General features: G+C 72.2%; 13 protein-coding genes. 9 read left to right on the top strand and 4 right to left on the bottom strand.

The genetic code is table 11. The features are described from left to right. Positions 1-102: 102 nt before the first annotated feature. Positions 103-570 carry a hypothetical protein gene (locus B207_RS0124160; RefSeq protein ID WP_018639243.1) on the bottom strand — a complete coding sequence of 156 codons (468 nt, stop codon included), beginning with the start codon at positions 568-570 and terminating at the stop codon, positions 103-105. Positions 571-974: 404 nt separating this feature from the next. Between B207_RS0124160 and B207_RS40795 the strand changes: the two genes are divergently transcribed. The 4 genes from B207_RS40795 (at position 975) to B207_RS0124140 (ending at position 5,763) form a co-directional block, all read left to right on the top strand. Then, positions 975-1,121: a hypothetical protein gene (locus B207_RS40795; RefSeq protein WP_018639240.1), complete on the top strand. Its 147-nt coding sequence runs from the start codon at positions 975-977 to the stop codon at positions 1,119-1,121. A gap of 172 nt (positions 1,122-1,293) precedes the next feature. Next, complete coding sequence (locus B207_RS0124150) at positions 1,294-2,439, top strand: acyl-CoA dehydrogenase family protein (RefSeq protein WP_026311396.1); 1,146 nt, start codon at positions 1,294-1,296, stop codon at positions 2,437-2,439. A 109-nt stretch (positions 2,440-2,548) separates the two neighbouring features. Then, positions 2,549-3,739, top strand: a complete 1,191-nt coding sequence (locus B207_RS0124145; RefSeq protein ID WP_026311395.1) for a serine hydrolase domain-containing protein — start codon at positions 2,549-2,551, stop codon at positions 3,737-3,739. A gap of 968 nt (positions 3,740-4,707) precedes the next feature. Further along, positions 4,708-5,763, top strand: coding sequence for a hypothetical protein (locus tag B207_RS0124140; RefSeq protein ID WP_154675586.1), 1,056 nt, complete (start codon positions 4,708-4,710; stop codon positions 5,761-5,763). A gap of 50 nt (positions 5,764-5,813) precedes the next feature. Here the strand turns inward: B207_RS0124140 and B207_RS0124135 are convergent, their stop codons facing one another. From B207_RS0124135 to B207_RS0124125, 3 genes are all read right to left on the bottom strand, one after another. Next, the gene (locus B207_RS0124135; protein ID WP_018639234.1) at positions 5,814-6,311 is read right to left on the bottom strand and encodes a methylated-DNA--[protein]-cysteine S-methyltransferase; all 498 of its coding nucleotides are present in this window, start codon (positions 6,309-6,311) and stop codon (positions 5,814-5,816) included. Next, the gene (locus tag B207_RS0124130) at positions 6,308-7,936 is read right to left on the bottom strand and encodes an AlkA N-terminal domain-containing protein (protein WP_018639232.1); all 1,629 of its coding nucleotides are present in this window, start codon (positions 7,934-7,936) and stop codon (positions 6,308-6,310) included. The genes B207_RS0124135 and B207_RS0124130 overlap by 4 nt, the downstream gene beginning before the upstream one ends. A gap of 140 nt (positions 7,937-8,076) precedes the next feature. Continuing rightward, on the bottom strand, positions 8,077-10,209 hold the full coding sequence (locus B207_RS0124125) for a putative bifunctional diguanylate cyclase/phosphodiesterase (protein ID WP_018639231.1): 2,133 nt from the start codon (positions 10,207-10,209) through the stop codon (positions 8,077-8,079). Between the two features lie 641 nt (positions 10,210-10,850). Here B207_RS0124125 and B207_RS0124120 point away from each other — a divergent pair. From B207_RS0124120 to B207_RS0124100, 5 genes are all read left to right on the top strand, one after another. Next, positions 10,851-11,231 (top strand): YccF domain-containing protein, encoded by a 381-nt coding sequence (locus B207_RS0124120; RefSeq protein WP_018639230.1) that lies wholly within the window; start codon positions 10,851-10,853, stop codon positions 11,229-11,231. A 200-nt stretch (positions 11,232-11,431) separates the two neighbouring features. Beyond that, entirely contained in the window at positions 11,432-13,975 is a 2,544-nt protein-coding gene (locus B207_RS0124115; protein ID WP_018639228.1) for a substrate-binding domain-containing protein, read from the top strand. A 190-nt stretch (positions 13,976-14,165) separates the two neighbouring features. After that, positions 14,166-15,557 (top strand): cystathionine beta-synthase, encoded by a 1,392-nt coding sequence (locus B207_RS0124110; RefSeq protein ID WP_018639227.1) that lies wholly within the window; start codon positions 14,166-14,168, stop codon positions 15,555-15,557. A gap of 83 nt (positions 15,558-15,640) precedes the next feature. Continuing rightward, on the top strand, positions 15,641-16,798 hold the full coding sequence (locus B207_RS0124105; protein WP_018639226.1) for a cystathionine gamma-synthase: 1,158 nt from the start codon (positions 15,641-15,643) through the stop codon (positions 16,796-16,798). 374 nt (positions 16,799-17,172) lie between these two features. Further along, positions 17,173-18,168 carry a hypothetical protein gene (locus B207_RS0124100; protein ID WP_018639225.1) on the top strand — a complete coding sequence of 332 codons (996 nt, stop codon included), beginning with the start codon at positions 17,173-17,175 and terminating at the stop codon, positions 18,166-18,168. The last annotated feature ends 259 nt before the right edge of the window (positions 18,169-18,427 follow it).

Here is an 18,427-nt window from a genome sequence, read left to right as displayed (position 1 = left end):
GCACCGGGAACACGGGGCCGGAATGCGTCAACGCGCCCTGGTCGCCGGCGCGGCCGCGCCGCGGCCGCGGGGCTCAGCGCGCTCAGCGGCGCTCAGCGGCGCTCAGCGGCGCTCGAGCACCCAGGAGACCGCCACGGCCACGGCCAGCACCACACCGACGATCAGCAGGCCGCCGATGATGTAGAAGCCCACCGTCTTCACCAGCGCGACGAAGACCGGTAGCGCGGCGGCGAGCAGAAAGATCCCGCGGCTGCGCACCGGGGCGTTGAGCATCGTGCTGAACTTGCGCGGCCAGCTCTCCCGCCGCACGTTGAGATCGTCGAGCATCGCCGGGATCACCCGGATCGTGGACCACGTCAGCACGACGAACGCGATCGCCAGACCCCACCCGTACAGGAAGCCGAACCCGCGCCCGAACGCGTCGAACGAGGCACCGGCCCCGACCACGGTGATCACCAGCGGGATGTACCAACCAGTCGTGCGGTCCTGCCTCGCCTGGCCGGCGAACCGGCGGGCCTGGGCGAACCGCTCTCCCTGCCAACCACGGTCACCCGGGTTCATGTTGACCATCGACCTTCCTCCCTCGACGGCCCCCAGTCCGTCCTGCCCCGCCTGATCCCCCCACGGCCCGCGACCCCAGGTCATCGCGGACCGTGCGCCCCCGGTTGCAGGGGCGCACCCTCGCATCGTCCTTCAGGACGACCCGCGACCGAGACCGGTTCCGCCACCTTCGGACGAACCCGCGAGCACCCGGCCCGACTGTCCGGCTTCCGGCGACCTGCCCGCATCTCAGTATCTCGGATACACGCCAACAACCGGAGGACATCGGCAGACCATCACAATCCCGCGCGGGACGGCGACAGGGGGCGCACGGACACGAGAGGACACGGTGTGACATCGCGCGCCCGCTTCGCGTCCGCATCCGGGAGACGGTAGGGAAGACCGGATCGGGGATGGTCTGAAGGGACACTGCCATGAACCGTTCCACCCGCCCGGTCCGCCGCATCGCGGTGACGATCGTCGCCACCGCGACTCTGGGCCTGCTCACCACCGCTGCCGGCTGCCAGCCCGGCGAGCCGTGCCCCTACCCGCCCAGCAACACCCACCGCAAGGACTGCTGATCCGTCGACCGGCCCACGCGTCCTGGCTCCGGTTCCGGCAGGCCCGTCACGGGCCGCCGAATCGCGGTACAAAACTACTGCGGTCCCACGTTCCGACATGGACGCCGGATCGCCGCGGACCCCGGTACGCCCGGAGTCCGCGGCGGTCGCCGCCGACGCACCGGAGGTCACGATGCCCGCCGAACGCCAGCTCCCGTCATCGGAGGCGAAGGAGCTGGTCGACCTCGCCGCGACGATCTGCGACCGCGAGCTGGCGCCCATCGTGGTCGAGTACGAGGCCGAGAGCCGGTTCCCCCGCAAGGAGTTCACGGTGCTCGGCCAGGCCGGCCTGCTGAGCCTGCCCTACCCGGAGCGCTTCGGCGGCGGTGAGCAGCCCTACGAGGTGTACCTCCAGGTCCTGGAGGAGATCTCGTACCGGTGGTCGGCCGTGGCGGTCGGCGTCAGCGTCCACGCGCTGTCCTGCTATCCGCTGGCGACCTTCGGCACCCCGGCGCAGCAGGAGGAACTGCTGCCCCGGCTGCTGTCCGGCGACCTGCTGGGTGCCTACTGCCTCTCCGAGGCGCACGCGGGGTCGGACCCGGCGGCGATGCGGGTGACGGCGACCCCCACCGACAGCGGCTACGTGCTCAACGGCACGAAGGCCTGGGTCACCCATGGCGGGGCCGCCGACTTCTACACCGTGTTCGCGCGGACGTCCCAGGACACCCGCGGGGGCGTCTCCTGTTTCCTCGTCGACGCGGACAGCCCCGCCATCCGGTTCCACCCGCCGGAGAAGAAGATGGGGCTGACCGCCTCCCCCACCACCCAGATCAGCTTTGACGACACGCCGGTGCCGGCGTCGCGGCTGGTCGGCGAACGCGGGCAGGGGCTGTCGATCGCGCTCTCGGCGCTCGACTCCGGGCGGCTCGGCATCGCCGCCACCGCGGTCGGGCTCGCCCAGCGGGCCCTCGACGACGCGGTCGCCTACGCGCGGGAACGGCAGGCGTTCGGAAAGTCGATCATCGACCACCAGGGCCTCGGGTTCCTGCTCGCCGACATGGCCGCGGCCGTCGAGTCGGCGCGCGCCACCACCCTCGCCGCCGCCCGGCGCCGCGACGCCGGCCTGCCCTACGGGCGCGCCGCGTCGATCGCCAAGCTCGTCGCGACGGACGCGGCGATGAAGGTGACCGAGGATGCCGTCCAGGTCCTCGGCGGCGCCGGCTACACGAAGGACTTCCCGGTCGAGCGGTACATGCGCGAGGCCAAGGTCATGCAGATCTTCGAGGGCACCAACCAGATCCAGCGCCTCGTCATCAGCCGCCACCTCGCCAGGTCCTGACCAACCAGGGCACCCAGTGCCCGTCTTGCGGCTTTTGGTTTTCCGGGCCAGATGAGTGCGGATACGGTCACACCTCGTTTCCGTAGCTCCGGCCCGAACGAGGTTCCCGATGCGACGACCATCCCGGCTCGCCCTCTGCCTTGCCTCGGCAGCAGGCGCCTTACTCCTGGCTGCAGGCTGTTCCGGCGGCGAGACCACGCCCGACGAGCCTGCCGCCGCACCATCGTCGACGGGCGCCGCACCATCCGGGGCCCCGTCCCAGTCCTCCGTACCCGGTGACACCTGGGAGACGGTGGACCCGCGGTCGGTCGGCTTCGACCCGGCCGAGCTGGAGAAGATCGCCACCACGGCGGAGCAGGGCAAGTCGACGTGCCTCCTGGTCTCCCGCGGCGGGAAGATCGCCGGCGAGTGGTACTTCCGCGGGGCCACCGCCGAGACACCCGCGGCGGTCTACTCGGTGACGAAGTCGCTGATGTCCACCCTGGTGGGAATCGCCCAGGACGACGGCGACCTGAGCCTGGACGACTCCGCGTCCACCTGGGTCGCCCCGTGGAAGGGCACCCCGGCCGAGGCCGTGACCGTTCGCGACCTGGTCAGCAATGACTCGGGGCGGCGGTGGAGCGTCGGGATCGACTACGACGAGCTGATCAAAGCCCAGGACAAGACCGCCTTCGCCATCGGGCTCCCCCAGGACAGGAGGCCCGGAGAGGTCTGGGCCTACAACAACTCGGCCGTGCAGACGCTGGAAGAGGTCCTGCGTGGCTCCACCGGCCAGGAAGTCATCGACTTCGCCCGTGAGCGGGTCTTCGCGCCGATCGGCATGAACGACAGCACGATGACGACCGACGCCGCCGGCAACACCCTCGCCTTCATGGGCCTGCAGTCGACCTGCCGGGACCTCGCCCGGTTCGGCTACCTGATGCTGCGTGACGGCGACTGGGCCGGCGACCAGATCGTCTCGAGCGACTGGGTCACCGCGGCGACCGGGCCGTCGTCCACGGAAATGAACGCTGCCTACGGATATCTGTGGTGGCTTAACCACGAGGGTGTCCTGGCGCAGCCGCTGGCTGCCTCCGACATTTCCGCGGCGGCCGATCCGGCGACCCGACAGGGCCGACTGGTGCCCGGTGCGCCGGATGACATGTTCTGGGCTATCGGGCTCGGAAACCAGATCGTGCAGATCGATCCCGGCTCGGGAACCGTCGTCGTCCGCCTGGGTACCCCGGAGAGCCGGCCGCAGCCGCCGACATTCGGCGCGGCGGAGGCAAGCCGGGTCGTTGTCGACGCGCTCGTCGACTGATACTCCTCAGCCCGCCAACCTCTGCCCGGAGAAGTACGCTCCCGGATTCAAGAGCGGTGTATCCGAAAACCGGAATTCAATTACTGATCCAGCGAAACAAGATCGTGCCGTTCGACGGAACGGCATGTCGATCAACTACCGGTCCGGACCAGGAACCCGTCAGGACGGGCGGGAAGCCGTCCCGGGAATCAGCCGTGGACGTTCGGACGCCGACCCGGGGACCCGTCCGCAACCCGCCCGCGACGGGTCCGCGCCTGGTCCCGGGCGGCCCGGACGGGGACGGGCACCGGGCTCGGACCAGCCCGGATCCGGTTGCGACAGAGCGGGCTCCGCTCACCCCCGCTTCGGACGCCCGACGACGCCCAGGTGACCCTTGAGGCACCTCGGAACAGCCTGAAGTCCCAGCTGGCACGTCAACGTGCAATTGAGACGAAATTGCGACGACACCACCTCGCCGGAGCCGGGAGGATCGGCGCGAAGATGTCCGATTGATCCGGTTGTGCGTGCTTGCCGCGCATCCCGGCACCCAGTTTTCTGAGCCTGCGGCACCCACCCGGTACCCAGTCGGTACCCACTCGCCGCTCGCACCCAGGGAAAGGGGAATGCAGATGCGAGAACGCGTACGGCGCGACACGGCCAGGAGCCGTTCGTCACGGCGCGCGAACGAGATCGACCCGGCGGCGGCTATCCAGTCCGATCGGAACCAGAAGAGACCACACTTCACCCGCCACGATCGTTCGCCCGACAACGAATCTGCCGGCCAGATTCGGCACGTCGACCCATCCCGGGCACACGCCACGTATCATGCGCAACAATCAGAAGGGGCCGCCGGCGACCGCACTGGCGCCACCGTCCCGCCGTCCGGCGCCCCGAGGGCACGCGGACGATCGAAGCAGAGAGAGGATCCACGCCGTGCCGCGAACGCGTCCTTCGGCCAGGCTGGCAGTGCACGCCCGGACGGTGTGTGGGTGACCCTCGCGGGAGCCCGCCCCAAAGGGCCGCGCGCCGATCTCGGTGATGGTCCGCAGAAAGTCCTGCTCACTCGCTTAAACGAGCTGAACAACCCCTACCGTGTCAGTTACGAAATGGTGGCTCGCGAGCTGTGGAGCAAGAGCGAGCCCACAAAGGTCCAACGCTCGCGAACACGTGATCTGAGCCGGCAGTTCCGTGGCGAGAAGGCGATCGAATGGCGCGTCATCGAGGTCTACCTCCAGCTCCTTTTCACCGCCGCCGACCCGGAGCTGCCCCAGCAGCTGGAACAGCTGCGCCTGATGCATGTCGAGGCCTTCGGCGTCACGGTCGACCCGGACGGGCAGCCGGCCCCCGAGGCCGATGAACCCCCGGTCGACGCGGCTTACGTCGCCGAGCTGTCACGGCAGTTGGACGAGGCTCGGACAAGGGCCGCTTTCGCGACCGCGCTGCTGGTCATCGTCCAGGCGGAGAACACGGCTCTCCGCGGCCGGAGCAGGTCCTTCGACTGGTTCGGGCCCGCGGACGAGCAACAGGCTCCGAACCGGTCGCGCCGCCGCGGGACCGCCGGGACCGCGGACGCCCCGAGGGCTTCCGCTGCCGCGCCCGCGGAAGCTGCCGGAACCCCGGAGGCTGCCAGAGCCGCCGCCGGCGGCCGCCAGCCCGGCACCGGCGGTTCGGCCAGCCCTTCGGAGCCGTCGACGAACTCGCCGATCGACCCGATCACCGCTCCCATAGCGCGGCGCCAGGCGTACCGCGCGGCCCAGCGTCGACGATCGGGCTTCCCCGCCGGCAGCGGCGAGCCGTTGCCGGCGCCGGTGCGGCTGCCGGCGCACACCACGGCACCGGCGGTCCCAGCAGTCCCGGCAGTCCCGGCAGTCCCAGCGCAGGTGCCAGGCCCGGCTGTGGGGTACTCACTCGCGGCGCTCACCCGCTACCGCCCCGTCCCGGCGGCACCGCGTCGGGCGCCCGGCGCCGAGGCGGTGCCGTCCGACGACCTCGGGCTCGACATTCTGGTCGGGAGGGAGAAGCGCCGCCGTGGCCGGCCGCGCTGAGCCCACCCGCTGGGCCACCCGCGGGGCACCCGCCCGCGGGTGGCCCCGGCTCACAGCAGCGAGACGCCCGCTGCGCGTTGTTCGAGCACCAGCAGCCGGCTCTTGCGGTGCAGACCGCCGCCGTAGCCGGTGAGGCTGCCGTTCGCGCCGATCACCCGGTGGCAGGGGACGACGATCCCGATCGGGTTCCGGCCGTTGGCCAGCCCGACGGCGCGCGACGCACTCGGCTGGCCGATCCGCCGTGCCAGTTCCCCATACGAGATCGTCACCGCGTAGGGGATCTCGCGCAGCGCCGCCCAGACCCGCCGCTGGAAATCCGTGCCGGCCGGCCGCAGCGGCAGGTCGAAGGCCGTCCGACCCCCGCCGAAGTACTCGTCGAGCTGGCGGGCCGCGTCACCGAAGGCCGCGTCGTCGCGGTCGCCGAACCAGGCCGGGTCGGGAAGGTGACGTCCGCCGGACATGAACAGGCCGACGATCTCGCCATCCCTCGCCACCAGGGTGAGCGGGTCGATCGGACTGTCGATGACGGTGTGCGTGTGACGGGTCACTGCTCTTCCTCTCCTCGCGCGTTGCCCTGCAGTGCCCACAGGTGCTGGACGGCGTACGCCCGCCAGGGCCGCCAGGCCTCGGCACGGGCGAGCAGCGCGCCGCGGCCGGTGGGCAGCCCAAGGCGTGCCGCACCCCGCCGGACACCCAGATCCTCGGCGGGAAAGGCGTCCGGGTCGCCGAGGGCCCGCATGGCGATGGTCTCGATCGTCCACGGGCCGATTCCGGGCAGGTCCGCCAGGGCTGCCCTGCTTCGCGCCCAGTCACCGCCTGCGCCGAGCTCGATCTCACCGGCGGTGAGGGTCGCGACCAGCGCGGTCAGGGTCCGTCGCCGCGCCGCCGACATGGCGGGCACCTGGGCGTCCGCGGTGAGCCGGGCAAGCTCGACGGTCCTCGGCCACAGATGGGTGAGTCCCCCGTCCGGGTCGTGGATCGGCTGGCCGGCAGCCTGGACCAGCCGGGCGGCAAGCCGGCGGGCCGCGGCGACCGGCACCTGCTGCCCGAGCACCGCACGCACCGCGAACTCGGCCGCGTCGACGGTGCGCGGCACCCGCCGACCCGGGGCACGGGCGATCAGCGGAGCCAGCGCGGCGTCACCGGCGAGCTGGCTGTCGACCGCCTCGGGATCGGCGTCCAGGTCGAGGAGCCGACGGCAGCGGGCGATGACCGGGCCGAGATCCCTCATGTCGGTGAGGGAGAGCCGACAGGCGATCTGGTCCGGCAGTGGCCGCAGCGCGACGATCGCGTACCCGTGCGGCGTCCGCAGGGAGCGGCGGTAGGCGCCGTCGCGCCACTCCTCCACACCCGGGACGGCCGTCGCGACGAGATGCCCGAACAGTTCGTCGGGATGCAGTGGACCGCGGAACGGCAGGCGCACCGTCAGCGAGGACGTCGCCGGAGCGGACGACCTCGCCGTGGTGGTGGGCGCCACCACCGAGGTGGGTGCCGAGGTGGCCGTGGTGGGTGCCGAGGTGGCCGTGGTGGGTGAGCCGGCCGTGGTGGGTGAGATCGCCATGGCTGACGACCGCAGGTCACCCGGGGCGGTCGCGAAGACCTCGCGCACCGTCCCGTTGAAGGCTCTGATGCTGCCGAAGCCGGCGGCTGTCGCGACGTCGCCCATGCTCATGGTCGTGGTTTCGAGCAGGAGCCGGGCGGTCTGCGCGCGTTGCGCGCGGGCGAGCGCGAGCGGGCCGGCGCCGAGTTCGGCCAGCAGCTGGCGCTCGACCTGCCGGATGCTGTACCCGAGCTGGACGGCCAGCCCGGGGACGCCGTCGCGGTCGACGACGCCGTCCGCGATGAGTCGCACGGCCCGGGCGACCACGTCCGCCCGGTGGTTCCAGGCCGGGGACCCGGGGCTGGCATCGGGACGGCAGCGCTTGCAGGCCCGGAAGCCAGCGCGCTGCGCCGACGCGGCGGTCGGATGGAAGCGCATGTTCTCGGTGCGTGGCGGTCTCGCCGGGCAGCTGGGTCGGCAGTAGATGCCAGTCGAGGTGACCGCGACGAAGAACCACCCGTCGAAGCGGGCATCGCGGGACCGCACGGCGCGCGCGCACAGCTCGGGGTCCGGCAGCGGCGCCACGGGACCCGTGGCGCCCGCCGCCCGCAGCTGCTCGTCGGGGGTGGGCACCTGTCCAGGATTCGCGCGCGGAGCCGGCCAGGTCCAGCAGGAATCCGACATCGCGGCCGGCGGGCGAGCCCGCGTCAGGCAGCGGGGTGGGCGTCGGGTGGCAGGGGCGTCAGCGGCAGGGGTGTCAGGTGGCGGGGGTGTCAGGTGGCGGCGAAGGCCTGGCGCAGCAAAGTCGCGGTGAACTCGTCGGCCCGGGCCGGTTCGCCGAACAGGTGGCCCTGGCCCAGGTCGGCGCCGAACGCGCGCAGCGCCGCGGCCTGCCCAGGTGTCTCCACGCCCTCGGCGGTGACCGACAACCGCAGTTTGCGGGCGAACTCCACGATCGCCTCGACCAGGTGGTCGTCCCGGCTCGGCTCGGTGCCCTGGCCGAGTTTCGCGACGAACAGGCCGGCGAGCTTCAGCCCGCGTACCGGCATGGTCGACAGGTAGGCGAAGTTCGACCAGCCGGTGCCGAAGTCGTCGATGACGATGCGCACGCCGAGCGTGCTCAGCCCGTGCAGCGCGGTGAGCTGCTGACCGCCGGAGTCCATGAGCACGGTCTCGGTGAGCTCGAGCTGGAGCCGCTCCGGCGGCAGACCGGTGCGGGCCAGGATGCCCTCGACCACGTCGACCAGGCCCGGCTCACGCAGCTGGCGGGCGGAGAGGTTGACGCTGATGAACATGTGCGCCGGCCAGTCCCTCGCCGTCTCGCACGCCCGCTCGAGCACCCACTCCCCGAGCTGGACGATGAAGCCGGTGTCCTCGGCCAGGTCGATGAACTCACCGGGACGGGTCGGCCCGAGCCGGGGGTGGTCCCAGCGCAGCAGCGCTTCGGCACCGGCCATCGCACCGCCGCCGAGGTCGACGATCGGTTGGTAGACGAGCGAGAACTCGCCTCGGGCCAGGCCGGGGCCCATCGAGCGGGACAGCAGGCCCCGGGTCGCCTCCCGGGTGCCCCGGTCGGCGTCGAACGCCGTCCATCGGTTCTTCCCTCCGCTTTTCGCCCAGGTCAGCGAGGCGTCGGCGGCGGCGATGAGATCGGCGGGCCGGGTCTCGGCGACGGCCATCTCGACCACACCGATGCTGCAGGTGACCGGCAGGTCCCGGCCGTCGACGCGGACGGGGTCACGCAGGGCGGTCAGGGCCTGTCGGGCGATGCCGGTGACCGCGTCGATCCCGGCGCTGTCCGGCACCAGGATCATGAACTCGTCACCGCCCATCCGGGCCACGGTGCCCGCGGGCGGCGACGCGGTGACAACCCGGTCGAGCCGGCGGGCCACCTCGATGAGCAGCTGGTCGCCCGCCTCGTACCCGAACCCCTCGTTGATCATCTTGAACCGGTCGAGGTCGAGGAAACACAGGCCGATCCGCGTCGCGGGCCCGGCGGTCCGGAACGCTGCCTGCAGGCTGTCGAGGAACGCGGTCCGGTTCGCCAGCCCGGTCAGCGCGTCGCGCCGGGCGTGCAGCCGGATCTCCTCCTGCAGCCGGCGGCGCTCGGTGATGTCCTCGAGCATGGCGACACCGAACCAGTCGCCGGCACCGCCCTGGGTGGTCGACAGGGTCATCGCCACCCACATCGGCGTCCCGTCGGGTCGCAGAATGCGGCACTCGGCGCGAGAACGCCCGCGGCGGGCCTCCCGCCACAGCCGCCCGACGACCTCCCGGTCCGCCGGGTGGACGATTTCACGCAGCGGCCAGGCCGTCGGCGGGCGGTGCGCGGCCAGGCCGAGCAGGTCCAGGGCGGAGTCGCTCGCCTCGACGATCCGCCCGGTACGGTCGGCGACGAGCATGCCCAGCGAGGCACCGCTCAGGACTGCGTCCAGCCTGCGCTGCCAGATCCGCTGTGCCCGCTCGGCGTGGGCGCGGGCACCGAGATCTGCCCGGCGGACGGCGGCGTGGCCGTCCCGGGTCCGCTCCCGGAGGGCTTCCGTGTGGCCTCGTACGAGCTCGCCCAGCAGGTCCGCGATCCGCCCGGCGAGAACCACCGGGCCGGCTGCCGACGCCGGCCGGGCCGGGTCGGTCCGATGGGCCAGGGTGGCCAGCTGGCGGCCGAGCAGCCGCACGGTCCGGCCCAGCGCCTCACCGGAGATCACCTGCCCGTGCACGAGCCGGGCACCGGTCTCGTAGCCGATCTCGGGCCGGAACGGCTCGGCGCGCACCGCCCGGAGGAGCTCCGCCGCCAGGCGTGCCAGCCAGGCGCGGGCGTCCGCGGCGGTGAGCGGCAGGAGATCGACCGCGGTGATCTCGGCGAACCACTGGTCCACCAGCTCCGCCGTCTCGGTCTCGATCGTCACCGGATACCTCAGTCCCGCCCGTGGAGTACCGCTTTCGCGTTGCCACTCATTCACCGGCACCGCTTGCTCACGTCGTGTTGTCAAACGGACAAAACGGTCTATTTCATCAACTGCCGCAAACCGTACTCCAGTCTGCGCGCCACGGGTGGTCCCCAGCCCATACGCGCCACCGGCACGATTGCCGTCCCGCCATCGTTTGGCGGCCCGAGAACGGGGCATGCAGGCACCGCGACCATGCCCGGAAAGCACCATGAGGCCGGCAGCGCCGCACCCGAGCTGTGAGGAGCACCACGCCGCGCGGGCGCCTGCGATCGCGTCTGCCCACGGAAAAGACAACAGGGAGGCGGAAAGGGGCCGCGGCTCGGGGGCCTGAACACGGCCACCGCCACCCGACGGGCCCACCCGCACTGCGGGTGACCGTGGTAAGGCGGGCCGAACGGCTCTCGACCCGTCCGGGGAGGTCCATCCGGGGCAGGAGTTCCGGGCCGGTGAATGTCTTGGTCGCGTGCCCCAGGACCGACCTGAACCCGGCCGCGGAGGGCGGCTCCCGTGCCGGAGAACGGCGCGGGCGGCACCTGCCCCGCCTCCACGGAGTTCCATGAGCACACCTGAGCGCACGACCCAGGGAGGCGGCGACATCGATGCGCATCCTACTCAACGTGATCTGGCTGGTGCTGTGCGGAGTGTGGCTGGCGATCGGCTACGCCCTGGCCGCGCTGATCTGCTTCATCCTCATCATCACCATTCCGTTCGGCATCGCTTCGCTGCGTATGGCCAACTACGCCCTGTGGCCGTTCGGACGCAGAGTGGTGGACAAGCCGAACGCTGGAAGCGCGTCACTGATCGGCAACATCCTGTGGATCCTGCTCGCCGGCTGGTGGCTGGCGCTCGGGCATCTGACCACCGGCATCGCGCTCTGCCTGACGATCATCGGGATACCGCTCGGCCTGGCCAACTTCAAACTCATTCCGGTTTCGCTGCTGCCCCTCGGAAAGGACATCGTCCCGGTCGAGGAGCCATAGCCGCACCCGCAACCCGCCAGCACCGCCGTGACAGCGCGCTACCGGCGCACGGTGCGCCGGTAGCGACACCCGGCACGGTGCGGCCCCCGCGTTCCGCCCCGGCCCCACCGCCCGCACGAATCCCGTGTGGGTGCGGTATCGCACCCACAATCCCTCTGGGTACCATCTTCGCGCTGTGATGGGACGCCAGGGGGGAAAGCATGGGGTATCAGCTCGGAATCGATCTGGGAGTATCCGAAACAACCGTCGCGGTCGCCGAGGCAGGATGGCCGAGCCTCGTTCCGATCGGAACATCGGCGGCGGTGCCCACGATTCTTCACCTGAGCCCTGACGGCACCGCCCGCGGCGGCCCGGCCGCCGCCAGGCTCGCCCGGTCCGACCAGGGCCATATCGCGGAACGATTCGTCGAACGGCTCGGCGATCCCACTCCCATTCTCGTCGGCGGCGTCGGCTACAGCGCCTCGGCGCTGGTGGCGCGCTACCTGTCGTGGCTGGTGGAGACGGTCACCACCGCCCGCGGCACAGCACCGGACCTGGTGCTGGTGGTCGTCCCCGGCAGCTGGCCGCGGCGCCGGCGCGAAGGCCTGGCGGACGCGCTGGCCCGGGTCGAGGCCGACGTCGCGCTCACCGTGCGCACCGCGGCCGAAGCGTCCGCGGCCCTGTTCAACCGGGCTGGCAGGGCCACCCCAGGCAGCTATGTGGGCACGTTCGACCTGGGCGCCGGCTGGTTCGAGGCAGCCGTGCACGCGGCCATGCCAGCCGGGTTCGTGGTCGCGGGCGGCCCGGTCGGTCTCTCCGACGTGACCACCTCGATGCTGGACGAGCTGCTGCGGACCCACGTGCTTGCCGCCGCGGCGGAAACCGCGTCGCCACCGGCTCCGGTTCCGGCACCACCCCTGGCATCGACGACATCACCGGTGTCGGCACCGGCATCCGGCCCCCTGCTGGCCGCGTGCTCGGCGGCGCGGGAGGAGCTGGTCGTCCAGGAGAGCGCCCGGATCGAGGTGAGCGCCGCCGATTCCGGTACCGGCGACGCGATCAGCGTGACGGTCACCCGGGACGAGTACGAGACCCTCGTCCGGCCGATGATCGAGGATGCCGTGCGCGCCCTCGCCCGGGCCATCCGCTCGGTTCCGGCCACGCCGGAGGACCTGTCGCTCCTGGTCATGCGCGGCCCGGGAGCGCGCCTCCCGCTCGTCGGCAGGCTGCTCGACGCATCACTCGGCGGCATCGGCCGCCGCGGGACCGAGGCCGACTCCGACCTGGCGCTGGGTGCGGCGCTGCTCGCCGCGGCGGAGAGCCCGGCCGAGCCCGCCGGCTCCCAGACCGTGGTGCTCGGACCGGCGGCCTACGTGACCACCCCGCCGCCCAGTATTCCGCCGGTGAGCCGGCCGCCGGCAGTGAGCTCGCCGGTCGACGTCCCGCCCGGTGCCGTCGCGGGTGGCCTCGCTGGCACGGGTGGCCTCGCTGGCACGGGTGGCGAGCCCGTGGCGCCGGTCACCGCACTCACCGCGCTGACGGAGCGCGCGACAGCTGCCGGTCACCAGCCCCCGGCAGGCACCGCCGGGCCCGCGGCCGGTGGGCCCGCGGCGGGAAGCCCGGGTAGCAGGCCACGGCCAGGGACCCGGCCGTTCGGGTCGTTCGGGTCGTTCGGGTCGACGCGCCGGCTCCTCGCCGCCGCCGCGGCTTTCGTCGTCTTCGTCGCCGGCAGCGTGACTCTCGGCCTCGTTCTCGCGGACGACGGGAGCGACCCCGCCGCCATCACCGCCGCCGACACCGGACCGCTGCCGCCGTCGACCATCGACCAGCACCCCCAGCTCCCGGCGGACTCGATGCGCTCCGCCGAGCAGGCCGCCGGGATCAGCGCCGACGACGCCACCGCGAGCCGGACCACGGTGCCGGCCGGCCCCAACACGGTGATCGCGACCGGCTCCGCCGAGGTCGCACCCATCACGGGGACCGCGTACGCGATGTTCCGCGAGGCGCAGAAGGGCGTCACCGTCCAGGTGAACGCGACCGACACCGACGACGGCCTCACCAAGCTCTGCGCCGGCCAGGCCGACATCGCCGGGGCATCGTTCGCGCTGACCGACCAGGCCTGCAAGGACAAGGTGGTCGGATTCGAGATCGCGCACCACCTGCTGCCGATCGTGGTGTCCAGGGAGAACACCTGGGCGCAGTGCCTCACCACGGCGCAGATCGGCTCGCTGTGGAAGCGGGACTCCGCCGTCACCAGCTGGAACCAGGTCGATCCCTCCTTCCCGGCCGAGCCGGTACGGCTCGTCGGCCCCGCACCGAGCACCGTCCACGCCAAGGTCTTCCTCGCCAGCATGACCGGCGCCTCCGACAACACCCGCCAGTACCAGGAGGTCGAGCTGGACGAGGTGCCGGCGGAGATCGAGTACGCCCGCGGCGCCATCGGGTTCATGGACTACTCGAACTTCCAGGCGGCTGCGGACGAGGTGCGCGCCGTCCAGCTCGACGCCGGCCGCGGCTGCGTGGAACCGAACGCGGTCACCGCGGGCACCGGGATGTACATGCCGCTGTGCAAGCCGCTGTACATCTACGCCAGCAAGGAGGCGTTGCGCCGACCGGCCGTCGCGGCGTTCATGAAGTACTACATGGAGAACCAGCGGGACGTGACGAGCCGGGCCCACTTCGTCGCCCGGGACGACGCCACGATCCGGGACAACACCACGATCGTGAACGCCATGACGGCCGGGGTGGGACCCGTCCAGACCTGAGCCGACCGGTCCCCGGCCTGGTCAGGCATGGTCGCCAGGCCTGCTCTGGCCAGGCCTCGGAAGGCTCGCTCGGTGTCTCCCCGTGTCCGGACCGTGGCCGAACGGCGGAGCGGGATGACCGCCGGTAGCGTCTGTCCCGGCGGCTGCGCCAGCAGTCGGCGCAGGGTCCTCGGCGAGGGGGCGGCGGGCTATGAACGTCTACGACCATGTCACCGATCTGGTCGGTGACACGCCACTGGTGCGGCTGACACCGACGATCGCCGACACCAGGACGCCGGTGCTCGGCAAGCTCGAGTACCTGAACCCGGGCGGTTCGGTGAAGGACCGGATCGCCCTGTCGATGATCGCTGCTGCCGAGGCAGACGGCCGGCTCGGCCCCGGCGGCACCATTGTCGAGCCGACCAGCGGCAACACCGGCGTCGGTCTCGCCATGATGGCCGCGCGGCGCGGCTACCGCTGTGTGTTCACCATGCCCGACAAGATCAGCGAGGAGAAGCGCGCGGTCCTGCGGGCCTACGGCGCGGAAGTGATCATCTGCCCGACGGCCGTCGCACCGGACGATCCCCGCTCGTACTACTCGGTCGCGCGGCGGGTCCAGCGTGAGACGCCCGGCGCCTGGAGCCCCGACCAGTACTCCAACCCCGACAACCCGGCCGCGCACCGGGCCACCACCGGCCCCGAGATCTGGCGCGCGACCGACGGCCTGGTCACCCACTTCGTGGCCGGCATCGGTACCGGCGGCACGATCAGCGGAACCGGCCGCTACCTCAAGGATGTCAGCGACGGTGCCGTCCAGGTCGTCGGCGCCGACCCGGAGGGCTCGGTCTACTCCGGCGGCAGCGGCCGGCCCTACCTCGTCGAGGGAGTGGGCGAGGACATCTGGCCGTCGACCTACGACAAGTCCGTGGTCGACCGGGTGGAGGCCGTGAGCGACCGCGACTCCTTCCTGATGACCCGGGAGATCGCTCGCCGCGCCGGCATCCTCGTCGGTGGCTCCTGCGGGCTGGCGGTCGTCGCCGCGCTGCGGGTGGCCCGCGAGCTGGACGCCGCCGGCACGGCCGACGGCTGCGTCGTGGTGCTGCTGCCCGACTCCGGCCGCGGCTACCTCTCCAAGATCTTCAACGACGAGTGGATGTACGACAACGGCTTCCTCGAGCCGCCGTCGGACGAGCCGACCGTCGCCTCGGTGCTCGCGCACAAGACCAGCCAGACCGCCGGGCCGCCCAACCTCGTCCACGTGCATCCCGCCGAGACCGTCGGGGCGGCCATCTCCTACCTGCGTGAGTACAGCATCTCCCAGATGCCGGTGGTGCGGCACGAACCGCCGGTGCGGGCCGCCGAGGTCGCCGGCTCGGTGGCCGAGCGGGACCTGCTCGATGCCGTCTTCGCCGACCGCACCACGGTGGACGCGCCGGTCGGCGACCACATGTCCGCGCCGCTGCCGACGATCGGTGCCGGCGAACCGCTGTCGGTCCTCGTGACCGCGCTGGGGGAGAACCCCGCCGTGCTCGTCCTCGACGAGGGCAACCCCGCCGGCATCCTGACCAGGGCCGACCTGCTGACGTTCCTCGCCGTTCACTGACGTTCCCCGGCTGGAGCCGGCCACCGGTGATCGCCGCCCGACACCGGCCCGTGGCCGCTCCCTCACACGCGAAGGTTGGCTCCATGGCTGATCGGAATGCGGGCTTCGAGACCGTGGCGGTGCACGCCGGGCAGGAGCCCGACGCGGCGACCGGTGCCGTGGTCGTGCCCATCCATCCCGCGTCCACCTTCGCGCAGGACGGGGTGGGCGGGCTCCGGGCCGGCTTCGAGTACGCCCGCTCCGGCAACCCGACCCGAGCGGCACTGGAGACGAGCCTCACCGCGCTGGAGGGCGGCGCCGCCGGCCTCGCCTTCGCCTCCGGCCTGGCCGCGTCGGACGCGCTGCTCCGTGCGGTGTGCCGACCCGGAAGCCATGTCGTCATCCCCGCCGACGCCTACGGCGGCACCTACCGCCTGTTCGCCCGGGTGCTGGCCGAATGGGGCGTCGAGCACACCGCCGCCGACCTCAGCGACCCGGCGGCGGCCAGCGCGGCGATCCGGCCCGGGGCCACGGTGCTCGTCTGGTGCGAAACGCCGACCAACCCCCTGCTGGCCATCGCGGACATCGCGGCTCTCGCCAGTGCCGCCCACCAGGCGGGCGCCCTGCTCGTCGTCGACAACACCTTCGCGTCGCCGTACCTGTGCCAACCGCTGGCCCTCGGCGCGGACGCCGTCGTCCACTCGACCACGAAGTACCTCGGTGGGCACAGCGACGTGGTCGGCGGTGCGGTGGTGACAGCGTCGGCCGAGCTCGCCGAGCGGGTGCGTTTCCTGCAGAACGCGGCCGGCGCGGTTCCCGGGCCGTTCGACGCCTGGCTCGTGCTGAGGGGAATCAAGACGTTGCCCGTGCGCATGGACCGGCACTGTGCGAACGCCCGGGAGGTCGCCGCGCTTCTCGCCGGTCACCCGGCCGTCTCCTCCGTCCACTATCCGGGCCTCGCCAGCCATCCGGGCCACGAGACTGCCGCCAAGCAGATGCGGGACTTCGGCGGCATGGTCTCCTTTCAGCTCGCGGCCGGCGCGGACGCGGCGCTGGCGGTGTGCGCGGCCACTCGGCTGTTCACCCTCGCCGAGTCGCTGGGCGGAGTCGAGTCGCTGATCGAGCATCCAGCCCGGATGACCCACGCATCGGTCGTCGGCTCCCCGCTGGCGGTACCTGACGATCTCGTCCGACTCTCGGTAGGCATCGAGGCGGCCGACGACCTGCTCGCCGACCTCGACCAGGCGCTCGACACCGTCTGAGGCGGCGAATCACCGGGGTGGGCCGCCGACGCACCCGGCCGCCCGGCTGTTCACGCCTCGACGCTCCGACGCCCGCATGCGGGTGCCCGGGGCACGATCAGGCGGCAGCCCGCCATCGCACACTTCACTCAGCGCGGGAACGACCAACACCCACCAACCGGAAAACAGCACACTCGAACCGGCTGGCGCGCAGAAACACCCCGCCATATGACGAAAGTCCCGAGATTACAGCGGGATGACGACAGAACGCGGCGGTCTCGCTACCGTCAGAGTAGCTTCGCGATCATCTCTTTCCGGAGACTAATCATGAGATTACGTCCGGATCATCCGGGCTTCTGCCGCCGCGACCGGACAACGACGCCCAGGAGTACGGGATGGACGAAGCCGCGGACAGGCGGCTGGTCGTTGCCGCGGGTGCGACCGCAGCCGCGCTCGCTCTCGGGGGATCACGTCTCATGACTGCCGTGGATGACCCGGGCCGGGACACTCTCGACCGGATCGAGACCGGTCTGGCGACCATGGCGCGCCGCTGGGAGACGATGGCCCCCTCGGACCTCGTCGAACGGCTCGACGTCATCGCCCGCCACACCGAGACGATGGCGGGCCGGCGCCAGCCCGCAGCCCTCCGTCGGGACTGGCGCCGTACCCACAGCAGGGTCCTGGTCATGGCGGCCGTGGCGCAGGGCGACAGCGGCCGGTCCGGGCGGGCGGTCGTGTCGGCCCGCACGGCGCTGGTCCTGGCCCGCCACGTCGGCGACGCGCCGACCGCCGCCCACGCGGGCGTCGTCCTGGCCGAGCTGGCCGCCTACACCTTCGACAGTGTCGACGACGGGCTCTCCCTCGCGCTCGCGGCCCGTTCCACAGCGCCCCGATCGCATACGGCGATCCTCGCGATGACCACCGAGGCCAACATCCGCGCCGGTCGGGGCGAGCCCGCCGATCGGGTGATGGAGGTGGTGCTGGACGCCGAGAAACTGGCCCGTGACGTACCCACCGCCGCGCAGGGCTACGCCCTTGACGGCCTGCATCCGGGCTACCTGCCGACCTTCGGGGGCGCCGCGCTGGTGGGCGCGGGCGCGCTGGCCGAGGGGCGCCGCCGGCTCACGGCCGCCTCGACGTCATTCGACCGGTCGCGTGCCCCCGGGGCGCTGGCCGCGGTGCGGCTGTACCAGGCGTCCGCCGCGATGCACGCCGACGCGCTCGACGAGGCTCAGACGCTGGCCACCCGAGCGCTGGCGACCTCCGCAGTACGCCCCACCGCCTGGCTGACCAACGGGATCATGTCGCTTGCGAACCGGGCCCGGAGCCGGGGAGTCGACTGGACGGGCCTCGTCACCCAGGCCCAGGAGTGGGCCCCGGCCGCCGTGTAACCATGCCGGCCGGCTGATCTCGATCGCGCAGCCGCCAGGCCGGCGGACACCGCACCGGCGGGCACCCGCGAGGTGGATCCGACGCCGGCCGGACCAGGGTGGGCGGGTGTCAGACGGGCGGGGCGCAGGGCACCGCCGACGGCGACGGCCACCAGTGCGCTCACCAGCGCCGCCGCGAGCAGCACGGCGAGTACCGCGAATACCGACGAGCCGGTCAGCAGATCAGCCGGCCAGGATCCATCCGGTGCGGCCCCTCCGG

Source organism: Parafrankia elaeagni (assembly GCF_000374165.1).
GTDB lineage: Bacteria > Actinomycetota > Actinomycetes > Frankiales > Frankiaceae > Parafrankia > Parafrankia elaeagni.
Note: the sequence above shows the minus strand (reverse complement) of the source record. Positions and strands in the feature narration are given on the sequence as shown.

Coding starts and splice junctions, on each gene's coding strand:
- B207_RS0124160 (WP_018639243.1), bottom strand. CDS start 570: ATGGTCAACATGAACCCGGGTGACCGTGGTTGGCAGGGAGAGCGGTTC.
- B207_RS40795 (WP_018639240.1), top strand. CDS start 975: ATGAACCGTTCCACCCGCCCGGTCCGCCGCATCGCGGTGACGATCGTC.
- B207_RS0124150 (WP_026311396.1), top strand. CDS start 1,294: ATGCCCGCCGAACGCCAGCTCCCGTCATCGGAGGCGAAGGAGCTGGTC.
- B207_RS0124145 (WP_026311395.1), top strand. CDS start 2,549: ATGCGACGACCATCCCGGCTCGCCCTCTGCCTTGCCTCGGCAGCAGGC.
- B207_RS0124120 (WP_018639230.1), top strand. CDS start 10,851: ATGCGCATCCTACTCAACGTGATCTGGCTGGTGCTGTGCGGAGTGTGG.
- B207_RS0124115 (WP_018639228.1), top strand. CDS start 11,432: ATGGGGTATCAGCTCGGAATCGATCTGGGAGTATCCGAAACAACCGTC.
- B207_RS0124110 (WP_018639227.1), top strand. CDS start 14,166: ATGAACGTCTACGACCATGTCACCGATCTGGTCGGTGACACGCCACTG.
- B207_RS0124105 (WP_018639226.1), top strand. CDS start 15,641: ATGGCTGATCGGAATGCGGGCTTCGAGACCGTGGCGGTGCACGCCGGG.
- B207_RS0124100 (WP_018639225.1), top strand. CDS start 17,173: ATGGACGAAGCCGCGGACAGGCGGCTGGTCGTTGCCGCGGGTGCGACC.